The organism is Paraburkholderia franconis (genome assembly GCF_009362735.1).
Taxonomy (GTDB): domain Bacteria; phylum Pseudomonadota; class Gammaproteobacteria; order Burkholderiales; family Burkholderiaceae; genus Paraburkholderia; species Paraburkholderia franconis.
In genome coordinates this window covers 33,455-57,507 of record NZ_WHNP01000041.1, presented here as the reverse complement: position 1 = coordinate 57,507, position 24,053 = coordinate 33,455, and the positions used below count along the sequence as shown (strand labels likewise).

Below are 24,053 nucleotides of genomic sequence, written 5' to 3'. Positions count from 1 at the left end.
AGTAATCCCGGGCGTCGTATTCGGCATAAGCCCTTTGCGCAACGCGATACGCTGCACCGGAAAGTGGCAGCTCATTCGTTGTTTCTGTCGAGCTGGTGTTGCGCTGCGTTGCGACCGTTGCTGCAAGCGGGGCGGGTGTGGACGTCCCGAATGCCGTCTGCGGACGCGGTGCACGCGAGGTCTCAACAGCTGTGGCGACAGATGCGTACATTGTGGCGCATGCCAGTCCAAGCGCACAGGCCAGCGCGCGCTGCTCATTGATCAGAAAGGGAATCATGCCGCTGCCGTTGGTTCGCCGCGCAAACGGCGCTGTTCTTTGATTGCGGATGCGAGCGCGTCGCTGGAAATGACGTTTCGCGCCACCATATAGTCGCCAATCAGGCCATGACGGTCCGGACGATAGTCCTGCATGGCGCGCTCGAACGCCTCACGCTGCACATGGCCTTGTTCGATAAGAAGGTCGCCGATGAGCGGCACGCTTCGCGAGATCGTCACGCTTGCATGGTTTGCATCCGGTTGCTCATCGCTCGTCAGAGACTGCTCATCGTGGCCACCAGTGGAATGCGAGCCGCTTGATATCGCATCATCAATACCCCGCAGGAAGCGTAACCCTGCGACGATTTCTCCTTCGCTGACGATCTGCTGTGTTAGCGCGACCCCGTAGGTCGAGGTGAGTTGTGCGAGCGTTTCCTCAGGGAGAGGACTTGCAGTGAGCAGGATCATCTGCTGATCGCTTTCGAACCCGTGCGGGAGGATGCGATGCCGCACGATCGCATCGATCGGCAATCCGGCGGCGTTCTGTCTCAATACATCGCGATCGAGCATGCCGCGCGGCAGATCCGCCTGGAATGCTATTGCTTCAGCGAGCGTCTCTTCATCCAGCCACCCCTTGGCCATCAGGACCCGACCAAGTGGCGCTTCACGCGCGTGGGTTTCCTCGAGCGCGAGCTCAAGCCGGCGAGCATCGATTGCCTGCCATGACACGAGCAGTTCGCCAAGCCGTTGACGCCGGTTGGCCAGGCCATCGGCAGATGGAAAGTCGTGCATCGTCTTGTCCCATGCGAGGCGCTTGCCCGTGACGAGATGGACAATGAACAGCTTCCAGGCGCGCGAGACGGCCATGAAGTTCACGAAGTTGCCGACCACCATCCGCGGAACCGACAGCACCCCGTGCTCCCAACCGTACAGCCGGGTGACAAAGTAGATGCGCTGGAACACGCGCAGTACCATCGCGACACCGTTCGCCATCAGGACGCCATCGAACCAGCGGGCGTCAGCGAACGGCGACGCGATCAATTCCGGCATCAGGTCCAGTGCGCTTGCTCCTGCGAACAGCAGGAACTGCAGTACCAGGGCATAAGCGACCATGCCGACCAGTGCCGTGACGATGCCCTTCCTGTCGCGGAAGAGCAGGTACCGGTTTGCGAGCGAACCCGTCCATCCTGTGTGCTGCCAGCCTTGCAGGCCGATACCCAGGCACCATCGCGCCCTTTGCCTGTACGCGGTGCGAAACGTATCGGGGAAGAATTCACGCACGCACAGCGGCATCGTCAGTGTGATGTCCCGTTCCTTGCCGAAGCCGAACCAGGACTTTCGACGGGTCGCGAACTGTACGGAGAAGCGCGCGAAGATCGATTGCATGTCCAGCTTGGCCAGTCGAGCTCCAACGTCGTAGTCCTCGGTAAGGCTCTCTGTATTGAACGGCTGGTTGTCCGTCTGCGCGGCCAGCGTGAGCAGCGCGCGCCGCGAAAAACATGTGCCCACGCCCGCCGACGGCACGGAGCCGGAAAGGCTTTCGCGCACGACAAGATCCTTCGCGTGCCATTCGGCGAACTCGTCCATGTATGTGCCGGCCACAAGCTCGAACCAGTCGCGTTCGAGCGAAGCGACGGGCAGCTGAATCATGTCCTTGCGGGGCAGCAGATAGTTGAAAAAGCGCAGCTCGACGGGGTGCAGTACGTCCTCGCTGTCGTGAAGGACGACGCCGGCGAATTCCACCCCAGCTTCGCGTTCATGCCTGAAGATGGCCTGAATGACCCAGTTCAGACAGTCGGCCTTGCATGTCGGACCGTCATGCGGTACCTCGACACGCCGCAACTGCTTATAGCGGCGCCGCATGCGCTCGACTTCACTGATCGTCTGGGGATCGTTCTGATAGGTGCCGACGAATACCATGTAATTACGGTAGTCGAGCACCCGCACCATATCCTCGATCATCGCCGCGATCACGTCGTATTCCAGCCACGCAGGCACCATGATCGCGATCGGCTGTTCGTCGCGTGTGTAGAGCTGATCGACAGTCAGCGGGGTATATGTTCTCTCTATCGTTACCCGGCGCCACGTCGCGCGGACCCAATACCAGAGATCGACGAAGAGATCATCGAGACTCGATATCAGAATAAGGACCGCGACAACCGCGGCGACATATTCGAGGCCCCGATAATACTGGGCCACAAAGTAGCCCAGATACCATTTGAAGGCGGCGAGCGTCACGATTTTTCCCGATGCTTACGTCGAACGAGTTGCGCAACCAGCAGCAGGATCAGAAAGCCGGACACGATCACCAATGGGACGCCCCACCGGTACCAGTGCTGCGCCAGCCAGTTCGAGCCGTCGTCGGTCGGAAGCACGTTGCCGGGGTGCTGCGTATCGAAGCGGCGCAGCACGCCGCTGTCGCCGACAAGGGCAACATCGCCGCGACTGAGCCTGACCGAAACGGGAAGCAATGGTGAATTGCCGCTCAGCGTGCGGTACGCAATGCCCGGCACGTTTGCCGACTTGACGGCCTCGATTGCGGCGATGTCCGTAAGCCCCGATACGTCGGCCAGCGTTTTCCCCGTTGCACTCGTGAGCAAGAGTCGATCATGCGAAACAGCGACATGCGCATGCTCCCGATCTAACGTGACGTCCATGGCCAGGAACGGACCGCCCGGCCTTGCGGGATCAGCGTCCCCGACGATAGTCAGGCTGGACCTGGACGGCTCGATACCAACGGTCTCGGCCACGCGGGCCACGCGCGGCAATGTGTCGACGGCGTCGGCGAGATATTTCGCTGGCACCAGCACTTCTGCCTGGGATGCAAAACGGGCCACCATACCGGTGAAATCATCGTCAAGGTTCGCCTTCACCAGCGTTAGATGACTGCCTGGCAGAACAGCGACGGGTCGACCGTGGTCACGCCCCTTGCATTTCCCGTCGGGCTGGCGCTGGAAGACGGCGCGTATCTGATTGGTCGGCGCAAGCGCATATCGCGGGATGTGCGCGCTGACGCGCTGGGGCTTCCCATCGCTGCCCAGCATGTCGGAGCCGATCAATATGTCGTTGAAATAAATCGCCAGTGAGGCACCCGTTCCCGTATCGGACGGCGCCGCTGAAACGTCGAGAACGACCTCGTCCGGAATCTTGCCCGCAATGGCAACGGCGCCGAGATCGAAGTTCGCTTCCCAGGTTCCGCGATCTACGATATCGAAGCTTCGGGGTTCGCCGCCGACAAGCGAGAGCGCTATACGGTCTGCACCGGCAGCCGCCGTGCTCTCGAGTTCGTGAACGACAACGCGGCTTGTCACGTTTATGCCGCGCCAGCTCCGCGTGAGCGACACGAGCGCTTCGGCGTTTCGGACCACAATGACGGGTTGACCCGCAAGATGCGCAAGCCGCACTTCGCCCGCAACGAGCGGTCTCTCGATTGGACCGATATTGCGCGCGCGCCACTCGTCAAATGCGTTCGCCGCCTCGGTGGAGACTGCCGCAATCTGTGCACGAAGGGCATTCATCGAGGCGTCGAGTCCGCTCAGTGTTGCATCGTCGGTCACGATCACATCGGGAGCGAAAACGGCGGCAGGCGCAAGCGCGATCAAGGCGCCTGCTTCGGCTGAATCTGCTATTCGGTGCTTTCCGCCCGCGGCGAGCGCAGCAAATGCCGGAACCTCGCGGAGCGGCGAGGGGACATCAAGTGAGGCCAGATCGACTGTCGTGCCCGCAAAAGGCCAGGCGCGAACAACCGGTTGGCGGCCGTCGCGCTGCAGAAGCTGGATGGCCCGCCTCGCCGTATCGAACGCCTGCTGATCGATCTTGCGGGCCGCGATTGCCACAACGGGACGTTGCGGCATCGCATTCCAGGCCGTGCGCAAGTCCTGCACGTTCTGCGGATCGAACCGGTATGTCAGGCGTGAAGTCGGATCGATGCGCCACACATTGCCGAGCGCCGATTGATCAGTGCAAACGTCGTTGCTGAGGACTGACTGCCAGTTGGCGCCGACCCGCACGAAGCCAGAAGCGCGCGGTGCCCCATCGACCCCGACGTTGACTGCGGCGTCGCCTTGCGATTGCGTGAAAGTACGCGAGACGACGGGCGAGCCGTCCAGCGACAGCAGCATTGTCGTTCTGCCGCCGTTGCTGCGCAGATAGCCGCCATTCAGTTCGAGCGTGGCGTCCACCAGCGGCACGTTTGCGGGTACGGGCAAGTACAGCTCACGGGCGGATTCCGGTGCCTGAAGCACGATCTCTTCACGCAGACCGAGATCGGCGAGCGACACGCTGCGCGTGGCAAGCCGGCTCTTGTCGAGCTGCGCAAAGGCAACTGCGAGTTGAGATTGCCCAGCGGCGCTCACAATGGGCGTTAGAGACAGAACGAGAGCAAAAGCGGCGGAAGCCGCCAGTGTCGGGCGACGCAAAAAGAGCGTCGGCTTGTGCTGACATGCGTTGATGGTCATGGTGCCAGTGTGTGTCGATCGTGATCTTGAGGCGACTGGGTACGAGCGCGGATTAGCAGACGAGGGCGGATTCGGATGCGACGCGGGGATCGCACGTGTCGGCCTGGAATTCAACGAACGGCTTTCCAGTGAGCGCTGCGACGATTCGATCCGAAGCTTTCCCGTCTCCATATGGATTGATCCTGTGCGCAAACTCTTTGCGTGCCGCTACGTCACCGGCCAACGTGCCCACGCTGCTGACAATCGATTCGCGCTCGGTGCCAACAAGGCGGACCGTGCCTGCTGCAACGGCCTCAGGCCGCTCCGTGACATCCCGCATTACCAGTACCGGCTTGCCGAGCGCGGGCGCTTCCTCCTGGACGCCGCCCGAATCCGTCAGGATGATCGACGACCGTTGCATGAGCCGAACGAAGCTCAGATAGTCCAGCGGCGGTATGAGGTGAATGTTGGAGGTGTGCCCGAGCGTCTCGTGCACTGGACCGCTCACATTCGGATTGAGGTGGACGGGATAGACGATCCGGACCATGCCTGCGTGCGCGAGGTCGCCCAGCGCTGAACAGATGTTGGCAAAGCCGGACCCGAAACTTTCACGACGATGGCCGGTAACCAGCAGCAGCGGCTTATCGTCGATCAGGAACGGGAACTGACTGTCGAGTGCCGAGCGCAACGACGCGTCGGAATCGATACGATGCGTCGTCTGAAGCAGCGCATCGATAACGGTGTTACCCGTCACGATAGTGCGACCTTGTAGCGACTCTTTGACGAGGTTCGCTTTCGAACTGGCGGTCGGCGCGAACATCAGATCGCTGACCACATCGATTACTCGCCGGTTCATTTCTTCGGGCCATGGCTGATGAAGATTGCCGGTGCGCAGTCCCGCTTCGATATGCCCAACAGGAATCTGCCGGTGAAAGGCGGCCAACGCGGTGGCGGCCGCAGTCGTGGTGTCGCCGTGTACGAGGACGCGATCTGGCTTTTCGACATCGAGCACGTGATCCAGCGCGCTCACGAGTTTTGCCATCAGGCCGTTCAGGCTCTGGTTGGCCGTCATCAGATCGAGATCGTGCTGCGGTTCGATATTGAACAACTGGAGCACCTGGGCCAACATCTGCCGATGCTGGCCAGTCACGCACACGACCGATTCCACGTCCGGGCTAGCCTTCAGACTGTTGACTAGCGGAGCCATCTTGATTGCTTCGGGACGTGTCCCGAATACAGACAGAATTTTAAGTGCCACTTTGCCGCAATCCCCGACTGCATAAGGCGCGAAGACAATCACAATCGTGTTGTTTGCCGTCGTCGCCTTGTAGTGTTTTTAAGAGTGCACGTCAAACCCGGATGCGGAAATCATGAGAGCGCATTCCGGATTAGTTCCTATCCAGCCTTTTTCGTCGGATTCTACCGGCTTGGAAAACCGCCGAATTTCGAAACACGAGTTTTATTTACGCAATGTCACGACGTATCTGAAAAACCGGCCGAGTAGTCGGGAACCGTCGCGATAATATGAACCATAAAAACGTTTGCGAATGACGCGGTCAACTTATTTGCGTCTCTCCTGCTGTGTCGCTAATGCACAACATCATCCCTGAAGAGGCAAGTCAAAAGCCGGTTAGGGGTCTTCAGTGCACCTGACGACACAAAATGGTCACGATCTCGTGAATAGTCCTTTTGCCAGCGCTTCTGCTGCGACAGCACTGATCGTTTTATAGGCTATGTGTCTATTAATCGGCAGAAAGTGGCTGTCTAAAAAGGTAGTGTTTGCGCTAATAAAGATTTTCGCATAGCGGCCGTTAATCCAGAGAAAATCTGGACATGCTGTAGCGAACCCTCCGGTTCTATCCGGGCGTGAGGACGCGGCAGCAGGATTCTGGCACACGCACTGCCGTTTGCGTAACGGGCGGTTGTTTCGTCGGCGGGACCGTGCGGCCAGATTCCGGCCGAAGGCCGTGACTGGCGTCACCAGTCGATGCGGTGCTTTTCGTCCGTCTCGTGATGCCGGCGATCATCGTCGGCGTGCAGATAGAGGCTCGTCGTGCTGAGTGACGCATGCCCGAGGTTGTCTCGCACGAGCCGCAGGTCGACCTGCCGGTCGGCCATGTGCGACCCTGCGCTGTGCCGCAGCTAGTGCGCTGACGCCTGCTCGAGCAGCGCGGCCCGTGCTTCGAATTCCGCGCCGCGTGCGCGCAGCCGGTCGGCGGCGCCGGCGAACACCTCCTTGACGATCGCTTGCGAATGCGCGGCCCGCGTCAGTGGCCGTTGCGATGGCGCTGTCACGTTGAGTTGTTCGCGACGCAATGACGGAGAGGGAGCCCGTTCTCTTAGAAAGCGGCGAACCATCGATGGATAAAACGGGAGAGCCCGCCATTGCGCACGACACATCGCCGCCTTCGGCACTGCCGCCGGAATTCGAATCCGCCAGCCTTGATACCGCCTCCGCAGGGGCCGAAGCGCAGCGCCCCGCCTTCCCGTCGCCTGGGCCGAACATGGTCGGCGGGATGCAGCAGGTAACGACGCGCACGGAGAGGCGCGAATCGAGTCCGTCGATGGAGCAACAGCAGCAGTTATCGGGTGTGCCCGACGTCGGACTCGCGCACACATCGGCAGGTGTGGACGCAGATCTCAAATCCCGTTCAGCGTTCCCGCCCGATGACAGCATGAGCGCGGCGAGAGGGGAACAGACGTCGGGGACGGGTCTGGTGGGCGATCCTGTCATGGGCACTCCGCTGGACGACGACCCCTACGACGACGAATTTCGCAAGGACTATGACGCGCTCACTACGCAAACATGGGTGCGCCATATGATGAATATCGGCGTGCCTACACACATGGCGCCGCGCCTGGACAGGACGAGCGATATCGCGGGCATGACTGGCAACGGGTTGAACCGAGTGCCCGCGAGCATTGGGAGTCGCGCTATCCAGAAAGTGGCTAGGAACGATTCAAGGCCGCTGTGCGGCACGGTTGGGAACGGGTTACGGGCCACTGACGCTGCCTTCCGTCAAGCTGCCGCGATCGCCGATACACAGGCGGTGGAATAAGCACGAGGAACGCCGGCAACAGAAGAGGCCTGCGCACGCGAGCGCAACAAGCAAGCGCAACAAGCTCGAGGTTCGAGTGATTACGGCAGCGGCGGTTGCAAAACGATCTCAGTCGGGGAACCGTTCGTTCGATTTCGAACAGAGAAAGAAGCTGGCGAGCCGCTACTCTGAATCTTTATAAAACAATGTTCATGCGCTTCAGTAAATTTCCGCAAGTCAGGTAGCGATGCCTTGGCAGCGCCAGGCGGATTCGATAGAAGAATTGCCTACGCGTTGTGGGACTGAACGTGTTCGCCAACCCACGTGGAGCTTTCGATGGATCGTCTTCGCCGGTTCGACGCATCGCAGCGTCCGGGCATCGGACGCGCGCCGATTTATGGCGACGGGTTCGGGCGCGCGGCACCGTCACAAATGACGGCCTTCACGGCGGCCCTGCAGGCGCATACCGGCCAGGTCTTCGATACTTACGAAGAACTGCACGATTTCTCGGTACGCGAGTATCGAACCTTCTGGCGATGCTTCGTCCAGTGGTCGCAAGGGTTCGAGTGGTCGGGCAGCATCGAACCCGTCTGTATCGGCGATGAGTGCGAGCGCGCGCGCTTCTTTCCCGAGCTTCAACTCAACTACTCGGACAACGTGCTTGGCCTGTCTGTGGCGGCCCCCGACGCGCCCGCGTTGACCGCGTGCCACGCGGATGGCGGGCGGATACGGCTGACCCGCGGTGAGCTGCGCGAGCGTGTTGCGCGTCTCGCGCAGGCGCTTGCGGAATGGGGACTGCGCGATGGCGACCGTGTGGCCGCCGTCATGCGCAACGATGCTGATGCCGTTGTTACCGCGCTCGCCGTTACCGCGCTCGGTGCCACGCTGTCGACGGCTGCCCCCGAAATGGGCGTCGAGTCGATACTCGCTCGCTTCGCCCCGCTCGCGCCGCGCCTGCTGTTCGCGCACACTGCGACACGCCCATTCGACACGGGCACGCCGATCGCGGCCAACGTCGCCGACTTGGCCGCTGCGTTGCCATCGCTGGTGGGCCTCGTCCGCCTCGATGACGCAACCTTGCCGGGCACCGTCACACAGCGGGTCTATGCGCTGGGCGAACTGATTGCGAGCGGCGATGCTGCTCGCTTCGAGTGGCGGCGCTTCCCGTTCAATCACCCGCTTTTCATCATGTTCTCGTCGGGCACCACCGGCAAGCCGAAGTGCATTGTGCACGGCGCGGGCGGCACGCTGATCGAACATCTTAAAGAGCATCGGCTGCACAGCGACCTGCGGCCGGGCGATCGAATGTACTTCCACACCACCTGCGCATGGATGATGTGGAACTGGCAGTTGTCGGCGCTCGCGTCCGGCGTCGAGATCGTCACCTATGACGGCCCGATCTCGTCCGTCGATACGCTGTGGCGTCTCGTCGCCAACGAGCGGGTCACTGTGTTCGGCACCAGTCCGGCTTACCTGAAGATGTGCGAGGACGCGGGTCTCGCGCCCTCGCGGCAATTCGATCTCGGCGCACTGCGAGTCATGATGTCCACGGGGGCAGTGCTGTACGACACGCAGTTCGAGTGGGCGCGCGACCACGTGAAGCCCCTGCCTTTGCAGTCGATCTCGGGTGGCACCGACATCCTCGGCTGCTTTGTGCTCGGCAACCCAAACCTGCCCGTCTACGCAGGCGAAGCCCAGTGCAAGAGCCTTGCGCTCGACGTTCAGGCGTGGGACCAGGGAGAGCGCACTACGGGAATCGGCGAACTCGTGTGCATCAACCCGTTTCCATCACGTCCGCTCGGCTTTTTCGGCGATGCGGACGGCACGCGATTTCATGCTGCGTATTTCGCCCGTAACCCGGGTGTATGGACGCACGGCGATCGCATCGAGTTTTCGCCCGAAGGCACCGCCCGGCTGCATGGCCGTTCCGATGGCGTATTGAACGTGCGCGGCATCAACGTCGGCCCTGGCGAGATCTATCGTGTGCTGAACGATATTCGGGAGATCCGCGAGGCGATGGTGGTCGAGCATCGCCAAAGCAGCGCGCCGGCCGATCAGGTGCACGCGCAACCGCTCGACCAGCGCATCGTACTGCTGCTGGTGCTGCAGGAAGGCGTCGTGCTGAACGGCGCGCTGATCGCCAGGATACGCCGCGACCTCGCGCGCCGCGCGTCTCCCGCGCACGTTCCGGACCGGGTCATCGCCGTTGCTGCATTGCCCGTCACGCATAACGGCAAGCCGTCCGAAGCGGCCGCGCGCAATGCCGTCAACGGCTTGCCCGTCGGCAACGTGGCGGCGTTACGGAACCCGGAATGCCTCGACGCGATCCGCGACCATCCGGCGCTGAAGCCCGCGGCCCGTGCGTTTGCGCCGGCAGGCACGTCTCGCGAAGAACTCGAGCAGTATTTGCAGGCACTGTGGGAAAAGCTGTTCGACTTCGCGCCCATTGGCCGCGAGGACAACTTCTTCGATCTGGGCGGCCATTCGCTGCTCGCCGCGAGGCTGCTCGCCGACGTGCGCCAATCGACGGGCCGCACGATTCCGCTTGCGACCCTGCTCTGCGCATCGACCATATCCCGACTCGCGGCCGTGATCGAAGAAGGTGCGCCGTCACCCTCTTCACCGATTCTCGTACCCGTGCGCGCCGGCACGGGAAAACCGCTATTCCTCGTGCACGGCTTGAGCGGCTCGGTGATGGAATGCTGGTCGCTGGTCGGCGCGTTGAGCACTTCGCGCCCGGTCTATGGACTTCAGGCACGCGGTCTCGACGGCGAGCAACCGACACACCGGCGCGTCGAAGAAATCGCGGGTCACTATATCGAACAGATGCGTGCGGTGCAGCCGAATGGACCGTACTCGGTGGCAGGCTATTCGTTCGGCGGGCTGGTCGCGTTCGAGATCGCGCAACAGTTGCGGCGAGCAGGCGAACAGATCGAATTGCTGTGCCTGCTGGATACCTACGTGCATGAGCGTTGGCTGCCGTGGCGCGCCAGGATGCAATACCGCTACAGCCGTGTGCGCGCGCGATGGCGCAAGCTGCTTGCCGTACCGGCGTCGCGGCTCACGGGCTATCTGGCGGAGGGGCTCGCCGCTGGAGCCGATCGCTTGCGAATGCGCCGCGGGCGGACGGTGCGCCAGCCGGACGCCTTCACTGCGTCGTTGCCTCCTGCGTTGCGGCGCGTGCGCGAAACGATGGGGCACGCGATGGAGACCTATCGGCCGCAGCCGTACCACGCCGGACCGATTGTGTATGTGCGCGCGACGGTTCCCCAGAAAGAGCGCGGCGATCCTTTGCCGCTGTGGCGGCGCGTCGCTCGCGGGGGCCTCGTGATTGCGGAGGTGTCCGGCACCCATGGCGAGATTCTCGTCGAGCCGAACTTGCGAGTCGTCGCGGCGTTGTTGGACCGGGGATTGGCGAATGCTTGATGCGGCGGACGTGTTGCACGTGACGCGGCGAACACATGCATTCAGGCGGGGCTACCATGCGTCGACGGGGACAAGCGGCCATGCAGCGCGATAGTGTTGCGGCACGGGATGCGTCTCTTGCATTGTCCGACCCCGGCGAACTGGTCCTGCCGGACAATGCCGCCCACATATGGATGCTGAATGAGGATCTTGTTGGACACGCGTGCTCGGCGCTTGCTCACACGCTCTCGCCGGATGAACGACAGCGCGCGCGTGACTACCGGAAGCAGACGCGTCGCGATGCGTACATAGCCCGGCGCGGCATGCTCCGCTCGTTGATGGCCCGCTACCTGGCCTGTCGGCCCGAATCGCTGCGCTTTGGTGTGACCGGATTCGGCAGGCCTGTATTGCAGTGGCCGCATGGTGCGCGGCTCGCGTTTAATGTTTCCCATACAGGCGGGATCGCCCTGTTCGCGTTCGCATGGGACTGCCGCGTCGGCGTCGACGTGGAGCGTCAGGTCGACGGCATTTACGTCGAAGGTATTGGACGCGGGATACTTTCTTCTGTCGAGGAAGCGGCGCTCGGCGCAGCGCGAGCCGATTCCGCGTCGACTTTCTTCCGTATCTGGACCCGCAAGGAAGCACTGTTGAAGGCACTCGGCACCGGTCTTTCCGGGGAGCCGGACGCTTATACGACAGAAGAGCATCCATCGCTTTGCAACGGCGGGTGGCGTGCTTCGTGTAACGGCAACGCCCTTTCCGGCTGGACGTGTCTCGACCTGAACCTGGGACCTGGAATGCAGGGCGCCATCGCCGTGTCGCTCGAAAATGCACGAGTCACGTTTTATCGTTGCGCGTCGCCGATCTGAGCCTGCAACAGGTTCAGCCGAATGCGCGTTGATGCGAACGACGAAATCAGGCAACCGCAACACGATGTTGCGACGACGTTCAATTCTCCGAGCCATTGCTCGACCATCCCGTGGCCTGTGGCCTTCGAATGAAGCTCGGCGGCGATCTGGTTCTGGGTCGACCTGGATCGATGGGGTGCCCCGAAGATCTGTTGTCTCCTGCTGGCCCGCAAGCCACGCCGTGATCGCGCCCATTGGAGGGTTGGCGACTTCGGTTCAGCCAACACATCAAGCAGTTTTCCGCGACGACCGACCGAACTGGTACCGGGTTCTTTCAGATCGTCCACAGTGAGATTTCGCAGCTCAGGTCGCGTAGTTGATTCCCGCACGCTCCGTTACCTCGTTTCCTTTGGCCCGCATGCATTCCAGGTACGCGAGATCGTATCTTTGCTGCACGTTCAGTTGTGCACGCGGCACGTGCGCGTCGCTCGCAGCGCGCGTGTCCACCCCGCGCGCCAGTTGTTCCCTCGCATACTGTTTGCACTGCGCATCGTCCTGCAGAAAGACGGTGAACGGCTTGTCGTGCCCCGGCTTCACGGCCACCGCAGGCCCGATTGGCTGCGACACGCATCCGGCGGCAACCGGGCAGCAGGTCACGGCAATCTGGATTCGAGGAAGTAAACTCACAGCGTCCGCTCCTATCCGACACTATCAAGAAGCATCCGTAGTCCAGTACAAGACGACCACTCGTCGTTTACAAGATTGCTGACCTACGAGTCGCAAACGGATTGGCCGGAGCGATACGGCGCTGAGTGCCTGTTACGGCTCAGTTCTTAGGTAGCCAGGTGGCACCCGTCCTCGCTGATCAAATCAATCTGCGGCTAGCGCCGGCCACTGCGGCCCCATACATAGCGCACCCATCGCTGCCACCGGCCTTGCGGCACGGGTGAGCTGTGCGCAGCCTGCGCTTCGCGGTCGCGCTGGACGGACTTCTGCACCTGTTCGTGAATCTGCCGCAACGTCATGCCGCCGGGGCCCTTCAGCTTGTCGGGATCGGAAGCAGGATCGCGTTCGGGAGCGTCTGTCATAGGAGTCGCCCGTTTCGGAGAAGACGGGTCAATCTTGATACAGTCGAGCAACAGCAGCAAGCGTCTGGATGCACTCGGTCGCGCTGATCACCGCACAGTCCGACAGGGCAGGTATCGGCCCTCAGCAGCGCAGTCAACCCACCACCGTATTCGGACGTACCACATCCATACAGTGTTCTTGCGGCTACCTGGAGCTTCTTAGGCGAGCGGGTTGCGGCCCTGCGGCGCGCGGGCTATCGCGTTCTGGTGTCGATCGCGATGCGTGTGTTGTCAGATCGGGCGCGCTTAAGCACCAGCTCGACTGGCGATCATGCGGCGCGACGCGTGGCGATGTGACGAACCGGTCGACGGGAATCGCGCCTTCACGCGGTGCGGTTGGCTGGCGACGACGGGGTGGCGATGATGCGAATGCGTCGAGACGTAATACAGCCGAGGTAAGGCTACGGGCGTTTCATCGCCGTTCATCCAGTTGCGGATCGTGGCTAGATCAGCGGAGCGGGCACGAGATGTATGCGCGCCAAGCAGCGCAATGATCACCGGGCCTCTTGGCATTGCGACGTCGACCACGATGCAGCGACCCGCCTCGCGCGTGTATCCCGTTTTTGCGAACTGAACGTCCCAATCCGTCCAGCGGACGACGGGATCCGTGTTGCGATAGAAGCGGGTCCGGCTGCCAATTGTCTGTTCGTACGCTGTCAGCGTGGTAAACGAACTGATCATCGGATAGTGCGATGCTTCGATTGCCAGCTTGATGACATCGCGAGCCGTCGAGACATTGTCCGGCGAGAGTCCCGTCGGATCCTCGAAATGCGTGTCGGACATGTTCAGCGATCGCGCCTTCAGATTCATCTGCTGGATGAACACCGATTGGCCGCCAGGGAACGAGCGTGACAGGGCGGACGCCGCACGGTTTTCCGACGACATCAATGCAAGGCGAAGCATCGCCTCGCGTTCGAGCGACGTACCGACGGGTATTCGGGAACCCGAATGCTTGAGCCGGTCGATGTCCGCCTCGTCAATGGTCAGGATATCTCCCATCTTCTGTGCCTTGTCGAGGACGACCATCGCCGTCATCAGTTTGGTCAGCGACGCGATGGGCCGGAGTTCGTCGGCATTCTTTTCCAGCAAGACTTCACCACGCGCGACATCGTACACGATCACGCTAGGGGAGTAGAGCGACGGGACGTCAGCACGCGCGCATAGAGAAGTGGCCGCAAGCAGCAGTGCGCAGATCAATTTCTTCATGTCATTCTCACTTCGGAACTGCGGACTGCAATTGGGAGGCAGGGCGGCTCCATGCGCAAGATCGTCTTCCTACAACATAAATGTAGTCGCTAGAAGCAGGATCGGGTGTGGGAAGGCGGACGGAATTTTTAGGGCCGTCGGGCGCGATCCGCCGAAGCGCGCAGCGTTGGTCAGAGGAGGGAAGGAAGGCTGGCACAAAGCCGCTTCCTCCCGACGACGGTACCGTTCCGTTGCCGACCAGGTGTTTTTCCCAATATGGCTGCGACGGAATTCTGCCGTTACCCGCTTCAGGATCAGATGGAACGAGTCGAAGGTGCGAGCGATAACGTTTGCGCACGAACGGTAGCGATCGCTTTTCGCCAGCCCAAACAGCATCCGGGCAACCTCAATCGCCGTTCCCAACGATCCACCGGACGGATCGTGGGGGCGCTGTGCATCGGGATGTTTCGTGTGGCACCCGCGTACGATTCGACGGGCGGACGGTCCACGCCAACCGCAGGCGGAAGCGTCGGAGCCGGCATACATTCATCGCTTCAGAAGTCCGAAGGAGGGGAATGTGAACACCATGAAGACGGAGATTGGACAACTGGCAAAGGCCGTCAGCGCCCTGACCTCATACCCCCGACTTGTCCGTCGCGATTACTGGATCGCGCAGATCGAAAATCTGCTGAAGGAGCGTGGAATATCGGCGTCGGACGGACAGCGATTGGATACGCTCCTCGATCTGCTACGGAACACGCCGGCGGAGCGCTTTGCCACAGCATCCGATGACGAGCCCGTTAGCAGTCTGGAAGCCGTGTGCTGACGGGCAGCGAGGGTTCTGGCCACGCGAGCGGTCGCTGTGACCCGCACGTCGATTGCGCGCAGGTACGACGAGCGCCGGCGAGTGTTTTCAGCGGCACCGCATTTTGAAAGAGAAATCGAATGCCTTCCACCATCAAGCTCGGATTTGCCAGATGGCCATCGAGGCTCAGAGTTCCAGCCGTCGTTCTTTTATGTGGCACAGGTCTTCTTCTCGGCGTGTCAATCTTTGGAAGAGATGGTTTTATCCTGGGCAGAGTGCCAACCGCTGTACTTGCGGATGCGGATCGACAGGTTGCGAAATACGGTCCCGCTGTGGCGGGAAGCAAGTGTGCAATCGATGGCACCGTGTCGAGAGACTCCCGCGGTACCTTTCTCATGTGCTGGAAGCAGATCTGGGCGAAGCCGTGACAGAACGCACGTTCTGCGTGTCAGTTTTTCGCGCGTTTCGGGAGAAGCGACCCGCAGCCGGTGAATGTCGTTCTCTGAAACGGGGCGCTGCCATGCCAGTCCGCTGGCAGTAGCGCCCCTTCGGATTTGCGCGCCCGGTAGCGACGACGCAGTAATCCACCGCTGCTATTCGACCAGAATGCGTGTGTCTTCCGATGAAAGGGCAGTCGCAAATACGGCACGCCTTCGGATCAGCGGAGCCGGTTGGGCCTGCCCTCCATCTCACATCATTACTGCGTGCGCGGAAAATTGAATGCGTCGAACAGATCGCCAATTGCGGGTGCGTTGACGGGCACATAGGGATGCGTCTGCAGCTGGATCGGATTTGGCAGATTGTCGCGGCTTCTCTGCGTGACCGGCTTCAGATGCCAGTTGCGTTCGATGAACTTCAGGATCGACACGTGATCTGCGTACTGGTGCACGACGCGGCCACCACGCGAGTATGGCGATACGACGATCATCGGAATGCGCGGGCCGTCGCCGAAGAAATCGAGCGGCTGGATGTAGCCCGAGTCGTAGTAGCCGCCGCCTTCATCCGTCGTGACCAGGATCGCCGTCGAAGCCCACAGGCTCGGGTCGCGCTGCACCTTATCGACCAGCTTGTGGACGAACGATTCAAAGAGCCCGAACTTCGACGACTCGGGGTGCCCGTCGAGCAGACCACCCGGCTTCACGAACGACACCGCTGGCAGCGTACCGTTGGCAATATCCGCGTACAGATCGGTCGCATCCTGCAGGTGCGCATTGACGAGCGCGGGGTTCGTCATGATCGCGGTTTCATACAGGAACGGGTTGCAGATATTGCAGTAGACACTCGTGGCCGGCGACTTCACGAACGTATTCCAGCCTTCGCCATAGTACTTCCACGAGATGTTCTTTTCGATCAGCGTATCGGCGATCGTCCGCACGGGTGATGGCGGAATCGTGAACGGACTTGTATTGACCGTGCCGTCGCCGTTATAGCCGGGGTTGTAGTTGTTCAGCAGGTAATACGTGTTCGGCGCGCACTTCGCTTCCGGCTTGTACGGCAGGCGGGCCAGGTAGTGGCGCAGCGCGCCGACGCCGGGCTGATGGCTGTCCGAGCAGTTGCTGTACGAGCCGCCCGAATAGCCGTCCTGCGTGTACCAGTTGTTGGTGTTCGCCTGCGGCAGCGGATTTTCGATCTGATCCGCCGGCGGCTTTGCGGCATTGCCGTCGCCGTCCGTGTAGTAGAGCGCGTCGCCGGTGCCGATCATGATGCTGTTCGCGCCCGTGCCGCCCATCACCGGCTGGTGATAGTTGTCGCTGATCGTGAACTGGCGCGCGAGATGCGTGAAGTACGGCATGTCGCCGGTATTCACGTTGTAATAGCCGAGCGCGGTCGCTCCTTCGCCAGTCGTCTCGTCGTTGAAGTTCGCGGGCCGCGGCTTGCCGTTCGAACCAGCGCCCACCGACGTCTCCACCCACGCGAACAGATCCATCTGGCAGCCGCTCGGATTATCGAGCGTGGCTTGATCGATATTGCAATCGGCCTGTTGCCAGTTCTGGTAGAAGCGGTGCACCGGGCTGTTGATGTACTGGTCATAGTCGGGACCGACGCGCGAGATCTGATACGGTCCGCTCGGCAGGTTGTACGTGTTCGAGCCGAAACGCGTATCGACGCTATGATGCGCCAAGCCGCTCGCGCCAGTGGTCAGGTGCACGACATCCCACGGCTCCATCGTTGCGCCCTCGGCGGCCTGCGCCGCGGCGAGCGTGGCAAACGGCGGTGGACTGGTATCGCTCGGCGCGCTTGCCGTACTACCGGTATTCGGTGCAGGCAGGACGGTATATGGCTGCTTGCCGCCCGGCGCCATCTCGAAGCGCTTCGGGTCCGTAGCATTGGCCGTGTATTGCGCGGCCAGTGCGAAGTTCGGGCCCGGGAGGCCATCGGCCGTGATGATGCCTTTCGACAGCAGGTTCGAAATCGTCTGCCCCCGGCGCGGGGTGTAAGCGCCGAACAGGTGATCGAACGTGCGGTTCTCGCCGACAACCACGATGACATGCTTGATCGGCGACGCAGTGTTCACTGCCACAGCCTGCTGCTGGCTTTGTGCAAGAGCTGGCCAGATGGCTGCGGCCAGCGCAATGGAAAGAGTGCCGCAAAGCAGGCCGCCTTTAAATGCTGATGTACTGGTTACATTGACGATTTTCTTCACGAATGCCTCCATGACGTTGCCCGGATGAGCAAGCGGTAATGTGGCGTGTGGAAATGACGGGCAGCCTCGCGTCAAAACGCTGCCTCTCTCTTGCAAAGCGTTACAACGGGAAGAAATTATGGGGCGGCAATAACAGTAAAAAAGGCAAAAAAAAATCGATCGCGTGTGGATTCGCTGACGTATTGCCTTCTGCGACTCATATCGCATAATTGACTCGCGACGATGGATCGAAGAGAGTGCTGCGCTTGCATAGGCCGCGAGCGCACTATTTCATTGCCTTTATAGGGTTGCTTCAGCAGAAACCAGCCTCATACTTTCACTGGTCTTTTTTTGACGTTGCAGATTTCGATTTTCGAATGTACGTCAGGGCGTTTATTCCGGACGATTGACCAAAAACATGAGATTCAGCAACTGGTCTTGTCGCGGGCGCATGGGCGAGATTCGATGATGCTTGTGCGAGGATTGGCAACGGCTATTGGGGCGAGAGTACGCACAGCGCCTTGCCAAACTCCGAAAAGGTTGCGCGAGACAAGACGGCGTGACTGATCAAGAAGGTGATCGCAAGGAACAGCGTACGCCGCTTCACCTTACGGGACGGCATATGCGCTTCGTTGCAGCCTGTCCGGCCTGACGGACCGTGCATCACGCAATCGGTTCCTTAGCCATGGTGCGTGTGAGCCCATAAGTCGGACGCCGCATGGCAATGTCGAACGGATTCAGCTGCGGGCCGATGAGTTCCGCTTGCCGTCTCAGCAATTCGACGACCATCGGCAACCGGTCCTCACCCAGGCGCGCCGACAGCGTGCCGACGCTCAGCGCCGCCACCGCGCAACCTGCCCGGTCAATGATCGGCACAGCGACACCAGCCATACCTGGTTTTGTCGCGGTAAGGGCAAGATGGGGAACAAACGGCAGTATAAGTAGGATTACTTATGCTGCCAGCGAGTAAAACTGCTCGGCACGAGTGTATCCGACGCCACGGTCTTCCATTTGGCCCTTGGCGATCATGTGCATGTCAATGCCGCTCAACAGAATGCGGGCACAACAAAAATCCTTGAAGCCGAGCATGGGCCGAGTGCGTCGCTTGATCGCCCGGTGGTCTTGCTCGACAACATTATTCAGATACTTGTTCTGGCGAATCTTGATCGGGGTTTCCCGCGCCGCGTTGAGAGCATCCAGCGCGGCCAGGTTCGCACCGCTTTTATCAATTGTCACCGTCTCGGGCTCGCCGTTCTGGTCGATGGCCTTTTCGAAATAGCGCCGTGCCGCAGCCTTGTCACGATGGGCACGCAGCAGGAAATCCACGGTGTTGCCCTCCTTGTCGACTGCGCGGTACAAATACTTCCACTGGCCGCGGACCTTGATATACGTTTCATCCATTCGCCAGCTCCGGCCGACGGTTCGCTTGTTGCGGCGAAACGCCTTCTCCAGAACCGGCAACACCTTGATGGCCCAGCGGTGCACGGTTGAATGGTCGACCGGGATTCCGCGCTCCGCCATCATCTCTTCCAGGTGTCGAAGGCTCAGCGGATACGCCACGTACCAGCAGACACACGTCGGGATCACATCGAGCGGATAGTGCAAACGCTTGAGCACCCGTGCCAAGGTTGGATTCAGAGTCGTCATCGAGCGTCCGACCGTTCGAATTGTCATGGCACATGATACCCGACGCTTACTGCGACAAAGCCCGACAAGCTGTTCAAGCCGTTTCAGCGGCTGCATCGTCGGGAAGAGTTCCCAGGCATTGGTATCGGCCTGTCCACGGTGCATCGCATCATCCATCGTCATGGCGGCGAAATCCGTGCCGCCTCGCACCCCGGTGAGCGGACCACTTTTGCCTTTACGCTGCCTGGCGTGCCCGCCGGCACACAGGAGGAGCCATGAAGTCCCTGTTGCTGGTGGAAGACAACCCGCACGACGAAATGCTGCTGTTGCGCGCGTTGCGCAAAGCGAATCTGATCAACCCTGTCGAGGTGATGCGGGACGGTCAACAGGCGCTCGACTACCTTTTTCGCGAGGGCGAGTTCGCCGGCAGAAGCGATCTCGATCTGCCCGCCGTGATGCTGCTTGACATCGGGTTGCCGCGGCTCAACGGATTGCAGGTGCTGCAGCGGCTGCGTGCCGATCCGCGCACCCGGCTGCTGCCCGCGGTGATCCTCACCTCATCGGACGACGAGCGCGACCGGCTCGGCAGCTGCGAGGGTGGCGCCAACAGTTTTGTCAACAAGCCGCTCGATTTCGGCGAATTCGCGCAGACCCTCGCGCGCCTCGGCCTCTACTGGCTTGCCACGAACGAGCCGCCCTGAAGTCGGCTCGATGCGATGGCATGCTTGTGGGTTCAACCGCGGTGTGGAGTCCAGCGGCGACTGCTTCGCGGCATCGCAACCCCGAGGATGATGGCCGCGTGGTGCATCGATGTGGTCATCCGAGCGTGCATCGCTGCGATATCAAGCTGTTTGAAGAGGCGTTTTCCGATCACAAACGCCCGGTGGGCAAGGCCGTTCCTCGCGGGAGAGCAGGGGTATCGACGCGATCGCCAGGTGAATGGCCTGACATAACCCCGCAAACTGCCTTTCGCAGATAGCCGGTAAACGGCCGGCGGCGAATAACCTTCTGCTCTTCATTTGTTTCCGGTTCAGGACACTGCCGCCAGCAGTTTGCACGAAACGTTAGCGCGGGCTCGTTATCGCTATGTCGCTGAACGTCGCGTCGCCGCCTTCCGCGAAAACGCGGACACGGTCGTCGTCGAGTGCCGGAAAGATCAGGTCTGTAATCGCCATTCGACCGTGATCGGCAAACACCTCGACCGAATTCCGGTCGATCACTACCTGCAGGTGAAGCCCGCCGTCGTGCAACGGCAGATCGACGACGTGCGCTTTGCTGAATGCCCCCGAAAACCACGTGTTGCCCGAATGCGACCGGTCCACGGTCAGCGTCTGGCTGCGCACATCGTAGAAGATTCGCGTGCCCGTGTCGCCGCTCGCCGAAGCTCGCACGATCATCCCGGCGCGCTGCGCAGTGCCAGGCCGGATGGTCAGCTCGATGTTCTGCACGGCACCACGCGCCGACAGTGCAAGATCGCGCGTTGCCGACGACACTTCAAATGCCTCGATGCGTGTTGGAGGAAGCCGCTTCACCAGCGACTCATACGATGACGATGGCACGGACGTTAGCTGCGGCCTGCCGTCGATCGTTTTCAGTGCGAGTTCGCGCGGCAATGCCATCGCTCCCTTCCATGGCGAGGTCGGCACGTGGCTGGCATAGTCCCAGTTGTTCATCCAGCCGATCGTCACAGCCTTGCCGGCTGGCGCATTGGAGAACGTCCCAGCCGCATAGTAGTCCGCACCATGATCGAGCCACTGATACCGCGCGGGATCGGAACCGGCCGGCGCGACATCGTCGGGGACGAAATGTGTGCCGTCGAACTGCCCGACAAAATACATTGCGCCCGATCCCCCCGCAATCGACCACGGGTTCACGTTGACAATCATCACCCACTTCCGGCGCGCCGGATCGCCATCGAGCGGCAGCGCAAACAGGTCGGGCATTTCCCAAAGTGCGCCTCGATGCGGCACATCGGGCAGCGTGAAGTCGCTCAGGAACGTCCAGTCGACCAGGTTGTCCGACCGGTAGAGTTTGACAACATGCGCATCGGCGACCACGGCGGTCATCAGCCAGTATCCGCCCGGTGCGTACCAGGAGACCTTCGGATCACGAAAATGGCTCGACTCGGGATTCAAGGTCAACACCGGGTTGTGCGCGTACTGCTGCCAGGTCGTGCCATCGTCGATGCTGTAGGCGAGCGACTGCGCCTGAACGCCTGGTTCGTGCCCGGAGCCGGCGTTGTACACGCTCGTGTAAAGCGCAACGAGCGGCGGCGTCTTCACGGTGCCGAGCCCCGACGTGTTGCGCGTATCGACGACGACCGAGCCCGAGAACACTTCCTCGCTAGGGTTCGCGCGCATCGCGACGGCTTGCTCATCCCAATGGATCAGGTCGCGGCTCGTCGCGTGTCCCCACGACATGTCACCCCAGAAGTTGCCATGCGGGTTGTACTGGTAGAACAGGTGATACAGGCCTTTGTAGTAGACGAGGCCGTTGGGGTCGTTCATCCAGTTGCGCTGCGGCGTGTAGTGAAGCGCAGAGCGCCACTGCGGCGTATCGATCGGGCTCGCCGCAAGCGACGATGACAGGGGAACGCATGCTGTAGCGGTCACGGCCAGCACGGTAAAGAACCACGACGACAGCGCGCGCGGCCTGACGAAGAAACGATCTTGTGAGTCGTACATTGAACTTCTTTCCTCATGGGAAGGCGCCCTTATCCGGAGGGTCCTCGCACCACCGTGCCGAAACGACGATAGCCGGCAGTCAGGCCGCGGCGCGCGGCTTCGCGTAACGCCCGGTTAACCGTGTTGACGTGCAGGCCAAGAAAATCGGCGAGTAGACGTTGCGGTAGCAAGGCGTCGCCGGGCCGTAACGTGCCGGCGTCGATCGCGGCTTCGATCTCGTGGACTACCGCCAGATACACGGGGCGCTTGCAGGAGGTCAATTCGGGAATCCAGAACTTCATGGCGGCACTCGCTCGGGTAGAGTCACTGCGCGCGCCGTCAGCACGGTGCGCGCAGTCCGACATTAGCGAAGCTTGCACGGGCGAGCGCTGCAAGCTTCGCCGGGAGGATTACGGGTTGCCCTGGCCGTTGCCATTGCCCGGTGCCGACTGGTTCGCGGGGATGTCGCCATAGCCGCCCAGGCCGCCGTTGCCGTATGTGTGATCCACAGCCGTCGTATCAGCGTTGATGTTGATCTTGGCGGTCGGTGCGAGCGTGCCGCCGCGCCGCGTGCCGATTGCATCGATGAACGACTCGACGAGACCACCCGGCATCACATAGTGCGAGTACGACTGGAATGTGCGTGGATTCTGATTCGGATCTTCGGCATACGGTGCACCGACGGGCGCATCGAAATCGGTCGGATTGCCGAGCACGAGACCGCTGCCCTTGTTCATCGGCAGGAAGTCGCTGCGAATGCCGTTGCCGACGAAGCCGTACACACCATCCGGCCCATCGACGCCAGCCGCCATCGTCGCACGGTGGCTGATCGTGAACAGATAGTACTTGCCGTCCTTCATGTAGATCTGCGGGCGCTCCGTCTGATCGTCGCCACAGTTGGCCGACAGAATCGGCGGCAGGAATTTCCATTGCGTGAGCTGATTGTCAGTCGCGACAGCAAGACCCACGTTGGCCTTCTGGTAGACCGCGCCTTCGTTCATCACCGTGTTCAGGTCCTCGCGGTACGGGTCATTCGGCGCATAGCCAAGATCGGCTTCCGTACAGGTGCGCGCGCCGCGTGGGCCGCCCGTGTTGCCTTCGAACACCATATAGGTCTTGCCGGGATGCGCGGGGTCCGTGAATACGAACGGGTCGCGGAACGAGTAGTAGTTGTTTTGCTGACCTGTCTGATACATCGTCCCGTCCGCTTGCAACAGCGCCTGATGATCGTTGAAGCCGGTGAACCATACGTGGCTGTCGTCGGCATGAATCTGGCCGTCTGTCCGCGTGATGATGGCGATGGGCGGTGTGATGTCCGATCCGCCTGGTGCCGAGCGATTGAAGGACAACGCGGTGTAGTAGAGGCTCACCTGGTTGCCGTTGATCAGGCGCGCCGAACCGGACCATTCGGCGTTGTTCGTCATGGGCGCCGTGCCGAAGACCTTCGCGCTCGAGCCATCGGGGAACAGATGGCCACCCCAGGTCCAGCCGCCGTTCGCCGGGCGCTGCGACGCCGGCACGCCAGCGCGACGATAGAAGAAGCCGATGCGAGCATGCACGTGACGATCGTCGAACGTGTAGCCGGCATGCGGGTCGGCCGTCAGCGAGAAGATCACCTCCCAGCCCTTGTACGCCATCTGGTTTGCTTGCATATCGGCGAGCGGCCACGTGTCCCATACCCACACGTTCGGGTTGATCAGCGGGAAATCCTGCGGAATGTCCGGCATGGTCAACGCGGTCGGCAGCGAGTTCTTGTCCGCAGCCGTCGCGGCATGCGACTGCGCCTTGATCTGGCGGATGTCGGCGCGCGTCCAGCGCATCGTGAAACTGCTCTCGGGGTCGTAGGCCTGCTGCGAATGGGGCGTCGGAGCAGGGAATCCCGCAGTCTGGGCGAGCGTGCCCGTCGCAACGGCCGACAGCAGGGCTCCCGAGAGGAGGCGCATGCGCACGCGCGAGTGGTGGGAATGGATACGCGAGGGGGAGTGGGCAGCATTCATCGTGACGTCCTTTGAGTGGGGCGAAGTTGACTTCCAAACCGGTTC

At 61.4% G+C, this 24,053-nt stretch carries 18 protein-coding genes and 2 pseudogenes; 6 read left to right on the top strand and 14 right to left on the bottom strand.

Translation table 11 applies throughout. The annotated features are described in order from the left end of the window. Positions 1–273: 273 nt before the first annotated feature. From GCT13_RS31780 to GCT13_RS31765, 4 genes and pseudogenes are all read right to left on the bottom strand, one after another. A complete protein-coding gene (locus GCT13_RS31780) occupies positions 274–2,493 on the bottom strand; it encodes a glycosyl transferase family protein (protein WP_321574747.1) in 2,220 nt (739 codons plus the stop codon). Continuing rightward, positions 2,490–4,712, bottom strand: a complete 2,223-nt coding sequence (locus GCT13_RS31775) for a cellulose synthase (protein ID WP_227747106.1) — start codon at positions 4,710–4,712, stop codon at positions 2,490–2,492. Before GCT13_RS31775 ends, GCT13_RS31780 begins: the two co-directional genes overlap by 4 nt. 52 nt (positions 4,713–4,764) lie before the next feature. Next, positions 4,765–5,949 carry a non-hydrolyzing UDP-N-acetylglucosamine 2-epimerase gene (gene wecB, locus GCT13_RS31770; protein ID WP_321574746.1) on the bottom strand — a complete coding sequence of 395 codons (1,185 nt, stop codon included), beginning with the start codon at positions 5,947–5,949 and terminating at the stop codon, positions 4,765–4,767. Positions 5,950–6,668: 719 nt separating this feature from the next. Beyond that, positions 6,669–6,974, bottom strand: a pseudogene (locus GCT13_RS31765) (tyrosine-type recombinase/integrase); the annotation flags it as partial. A 32-nt stretch (positions 6,975–7,006) separates the two neighbouring features. Between GCT13_RS31765 and GCT13_RS31760 the strand changes: the two are divergent. The 3 genes from GCT13_RS31760 (at position 7,007) to GCT13_RS31750 (ending at position 12,003) form a co-directional block, all read left to right on the top strand. Then, a complete protein-coding gene (locus GCT13_RS31760) occupies positions 7,007–7,750 on the top strand; it encodes a hypothetical protein (RefSeq protein WP_152764920.1) in 744 nt (247 codons plus the stop codon). A gap of 315 nt (positions 7,751–8,065) precedes the next feature. Beyond that, positions 8,066–11,155 (top strand): acetoacetate--CoA ligase, encoded by a 3,090-nt coding sequence (locus GCT13_RS31755; protein WP_152764918.1) that lies wholly within the window; start codon positions 8,066–8,068, stop codon positions 11,153–11,155. Between the two features lie 80 nt (positions 11,156–11,235). Beyond that, positions 11,236–12,003: a 4'-phosphopantetheinyl transferase family protein gene (locus GCT13_RS31750; protein ID WP_152764916.1), complete on the top strand. Its 768-nt coding sequence runs from the start codon at positions 11,236–11,238 to the stop codon at positions 12,001–12,003. Here the strand turns inward: GCT13_RS31750 and GCT13_RS31745 are convergent. The 4 genes from GCT13_RS31745 to GCT13_RS31730 all read right to left on the bottom strand — a co-directional run bounded on the left by GCT13_RS31745 (position 11,979) and on the right by GCT13_RS31730 (position 14,315). Beyond that, positions 11,979–12,329: a hypothetical protein gene (locus GCT13_RS31745; protein WP_152764914.1), complete on the bottom strand. Its 351-nt coding sequence runs from the start codon at positions 12,327–12,329 to the stop codon at positions 11,979–11,981. The two genes, GCT13_RS31750 and GCT13_RS31745, sit on opposite strands and share 25 nt — an antisense overlap. 16 nt (positions 12,330–12,345) lie before the next feature. Next, the gene (locus GCT13_RS31740; protein WP_152764912.1) at positions 12,346–12,669 is read right to left on the bottom strand and encodes a hypothetical protein; all 324 of its coding nucleotides are present in this window, start codon (positions 12,667–12,669) and stop codon (positions 12,346–12,348) included. A 194-nt stretch (positions 12,670–12,863) separates the two neighbouring features. After that, entirely contained in the window at positions 12,864–13,070 is a 207-nt protein-coding gene (locus tag GCT13_RS31735) for a hypothetical protein (RefSeq protein ID WP_152764910.1), read from the bottom strand. A 285-nt stretch (positions 13,071–13,355) separates the two neighbouring features. Next, positions 13,356–14,315, bottom strand: coding sequence for a D-alanyl-D-alanine carboxypeptidase family protein (locus GCT13_RS31730; RefSeq protein ID WP_152764908.1), 960 nt, complete (start codon positions 14,313–14,315; stop codon positions 13,356–13,358). A 556-nt stretch (positions 14,316–14,871) separates the two neighbouring features. Between GCT13_RS31730 and GCT13_RS31725 the strand changes: the two genes are divergently transcribed. Continuing rightward, complete coding sequence (locus tag GCT13_RS31725) at positions 14,872–15,120, top strand: hypothetical protein (RefSeq protein ID WP_152764906.1); 249 nt, start codon at positions 14,872–14,874, stop codon at positions 15,118–15,120. A gap of 676 nt (positions 15,121–15,796) precedes the next feature. On the opposite strand, the gene GCT13_RS31715 is transcribed toward GCT13_RS31725, so the two are convergent. The 3 genes and pseudogenes from GCT13_RS31715 to GCT13_RS31705 form a co-directional block, all read right to left on the bottom strand. Next, on the bottom strand, positions 15,797–17,755 hold the full coding sequence (locus GCT13_RS31715) for an alkaline phosphatase family protein (protein ID WP_152764902.1): 1,959 nt from the start codon (positions 17,753–17,755) through the stop codon (positions 15,797–15,799). A gap of 630 nt (positions 17,756–18,385) precedes the next feature. Further along, a pseudogene (locus tag GCT13_RS31710) lies at positions 18,386–18,616 on the bottom strand (IclR family transcriptional regulator domain-containing protein); the annotation flags it as partial. Positions 18,617–18,673: 57 nt separating this feature from the next. After that, positions 18,674–19,369 (bottom strand): IS6 family transposase, encoded by a 696-nt coding sequence (locus GCT13_RS31705; RefSeq protein WP_152764949.1) that lies wholly within the window; start codon positions 19,367–19,369, stop codon positions 18,674–18,676. Positions 19,370–19,438: 69 nt separating this feature from the next. Between GCT13_RS31705 and GCT13_RS31700 the strand changes: the two genes are divergently transcribed. Both GCT13_RS31700 and GCT13_RS31695 read left to right on the top strand, forming a co-directional pair. Further along, entirely contained in the window at positions 19,439–19,627 is a 189-nt protein-coding gene (locus tag GCT13_RS31700) for an ATP-binding protein (RefSeq protein ID WP_152764947.1), read from the top strand. Then, on the top strand, positions 19,624–20,049 hold the full coding sequence (locus tag GCT13_RS31695) for a response regulator (protein WP_152764900.1): 426 nt from the start codon (positions 19,624–19,626) through the stop codon (positions 20,047–20,049). Before GCT13_RS31700 ends, GCT13_RS31695 begins: the two co-directional genes overlap by 4 nt. A gap of 363 nt (positions 20,050–20,412) precedes the next feature. Here the strand turns inward: GCT13_RS31695 and GCT13_RS31690 are convergent, their stop codons facing one another. The 3 genes from GCT13_RS31690 to GCT13_RS31680 form a co-directional block, all read right to left on the bottom strand. Then, positions 20,413–22,032 carry a glycoside hydrolase family 32 protein gene (locus GCT13_RS31690; RefSeq protein WP_152764898.1) on the bottom strand — a complete coding sequence of 540 codons (1,620 nt, stop codon included), beginning with the start codon at positions 22,030–22,032 and terminating at the stop codon, positions 20,413–20,415. Between the two features lie 29 nt (positions 22,033–22,061). Then, entirely contained in the window at positions 22,062–22,313 is a 252-nt protein-coding gene (locus GCT13_RS31685) for a GntR family transcriptional regulator (RefSeq protein ID WP_152764896.1), read from the bottom strand. Positions 22,314–22,421: 108 nt separating this feature from the next. After that, positions 22,422–24,008: a glycoside hydrolase family 68 protein gene (locus GCT13_RS31680; protein WP_152764894.1), complete on the bottom strand. Its 1,587-nt coding sequence runs from the start codon at positions 24,006–24,008 to the stop codon at positions 22,422–22,424. Positions 24,009–24,053 lie beyond the last annotated feature (45 nt).

Excerpts from the sequence above, each read along its gene's own strand:
- GCT13_RS31730 (WP_152764908.1), bottom strand. The coding sequence starts at position 14,315 with ATGAAGAAATTGATCTGCGCACTGCTGCTTGCGGCCACTTCTCTATGC.
- GCT13_RS31705 (WP_152764949.1), bottom strand. The coding sequence starts at position 19,369 with ATGACGACTCTGAATCCAACCTTGGCACGGGTGCTCAAGCGTTTGCAC.
- GCT13_RS31715 (WP_152764902.1), bottom strand. The coding sequence starts at position 17,755 with ATGGAGGCATTCGTGAAGAAAATCGTCAATGTAACCAGTACATCAGCA.
- GCT13_RS31685 (WP_152764896.1), bottom strand. The coding sequence starts at position 22,313 with ATGAAGTTCTGGATTCCCGAATTGACCTCCTGCAAGCGCCCCGTGTAT.
- GCT13_RS31755 (WP_152764918.1), top strand. The coding sequence starts at position 8,066 with ATGGATCGTCTTCGCCGGTTCGACGCATCGCAGCGTCCGGGCATCGGA.
- GCT13_RS31750 (WP_152764916.1), top strand. The coding sequence starts at position 11,236 with ATGCAGCGCGATAGTGTTGCGGCACGGGATGCGTCTCTTGCATTGTCC.
- GCT13_RS31775 (WP_227747106.1), bottom strand. The coding sequence starts at position 4,712 with ATGACCATCAACGCATGTCAGCACAAGCCGACGCTCTTTTTGCGTCGC.
- GCT13_RS31690 (WP_152764898.1), bottom strand. The coding sequence starts at position 22,032 with ATGTACGACTCACAAGATCGTTTCTTCGTCAGGCCGCGCGCGCTGTCG.
- GCT13_RS31695 (WP_152764900.1), top strand. The coding sequence starts at position 19,624 with ATGAAGTCCCTGTTGCTGGTGGAAGACAACCCGCACGACGAAATGCTG.
- GCT13_RS31735 (WP_152764910.1), bottom strand. The coding sequence starts at position 13,070 with ATGACAGACGCTCCCGAACGCGATCCTGCTTCCGATCCCGACAAGCTG.
- GCT13_RS31680 (WP_152764894.1), bottom strand. The coding sequence starts at position 24,008 with ATGAATGCTGCCCACTCCCCCTCGCGTATCCATTCCCACCACTCGCGC.
- GCT13_RS31760 (WP_152764920.1), top strand. The coding sequence starts at position 7,007 with ATGACGGAGAGGGAGCCCGTTCTCTTAGAAAGCGGCGAACCATCGATG.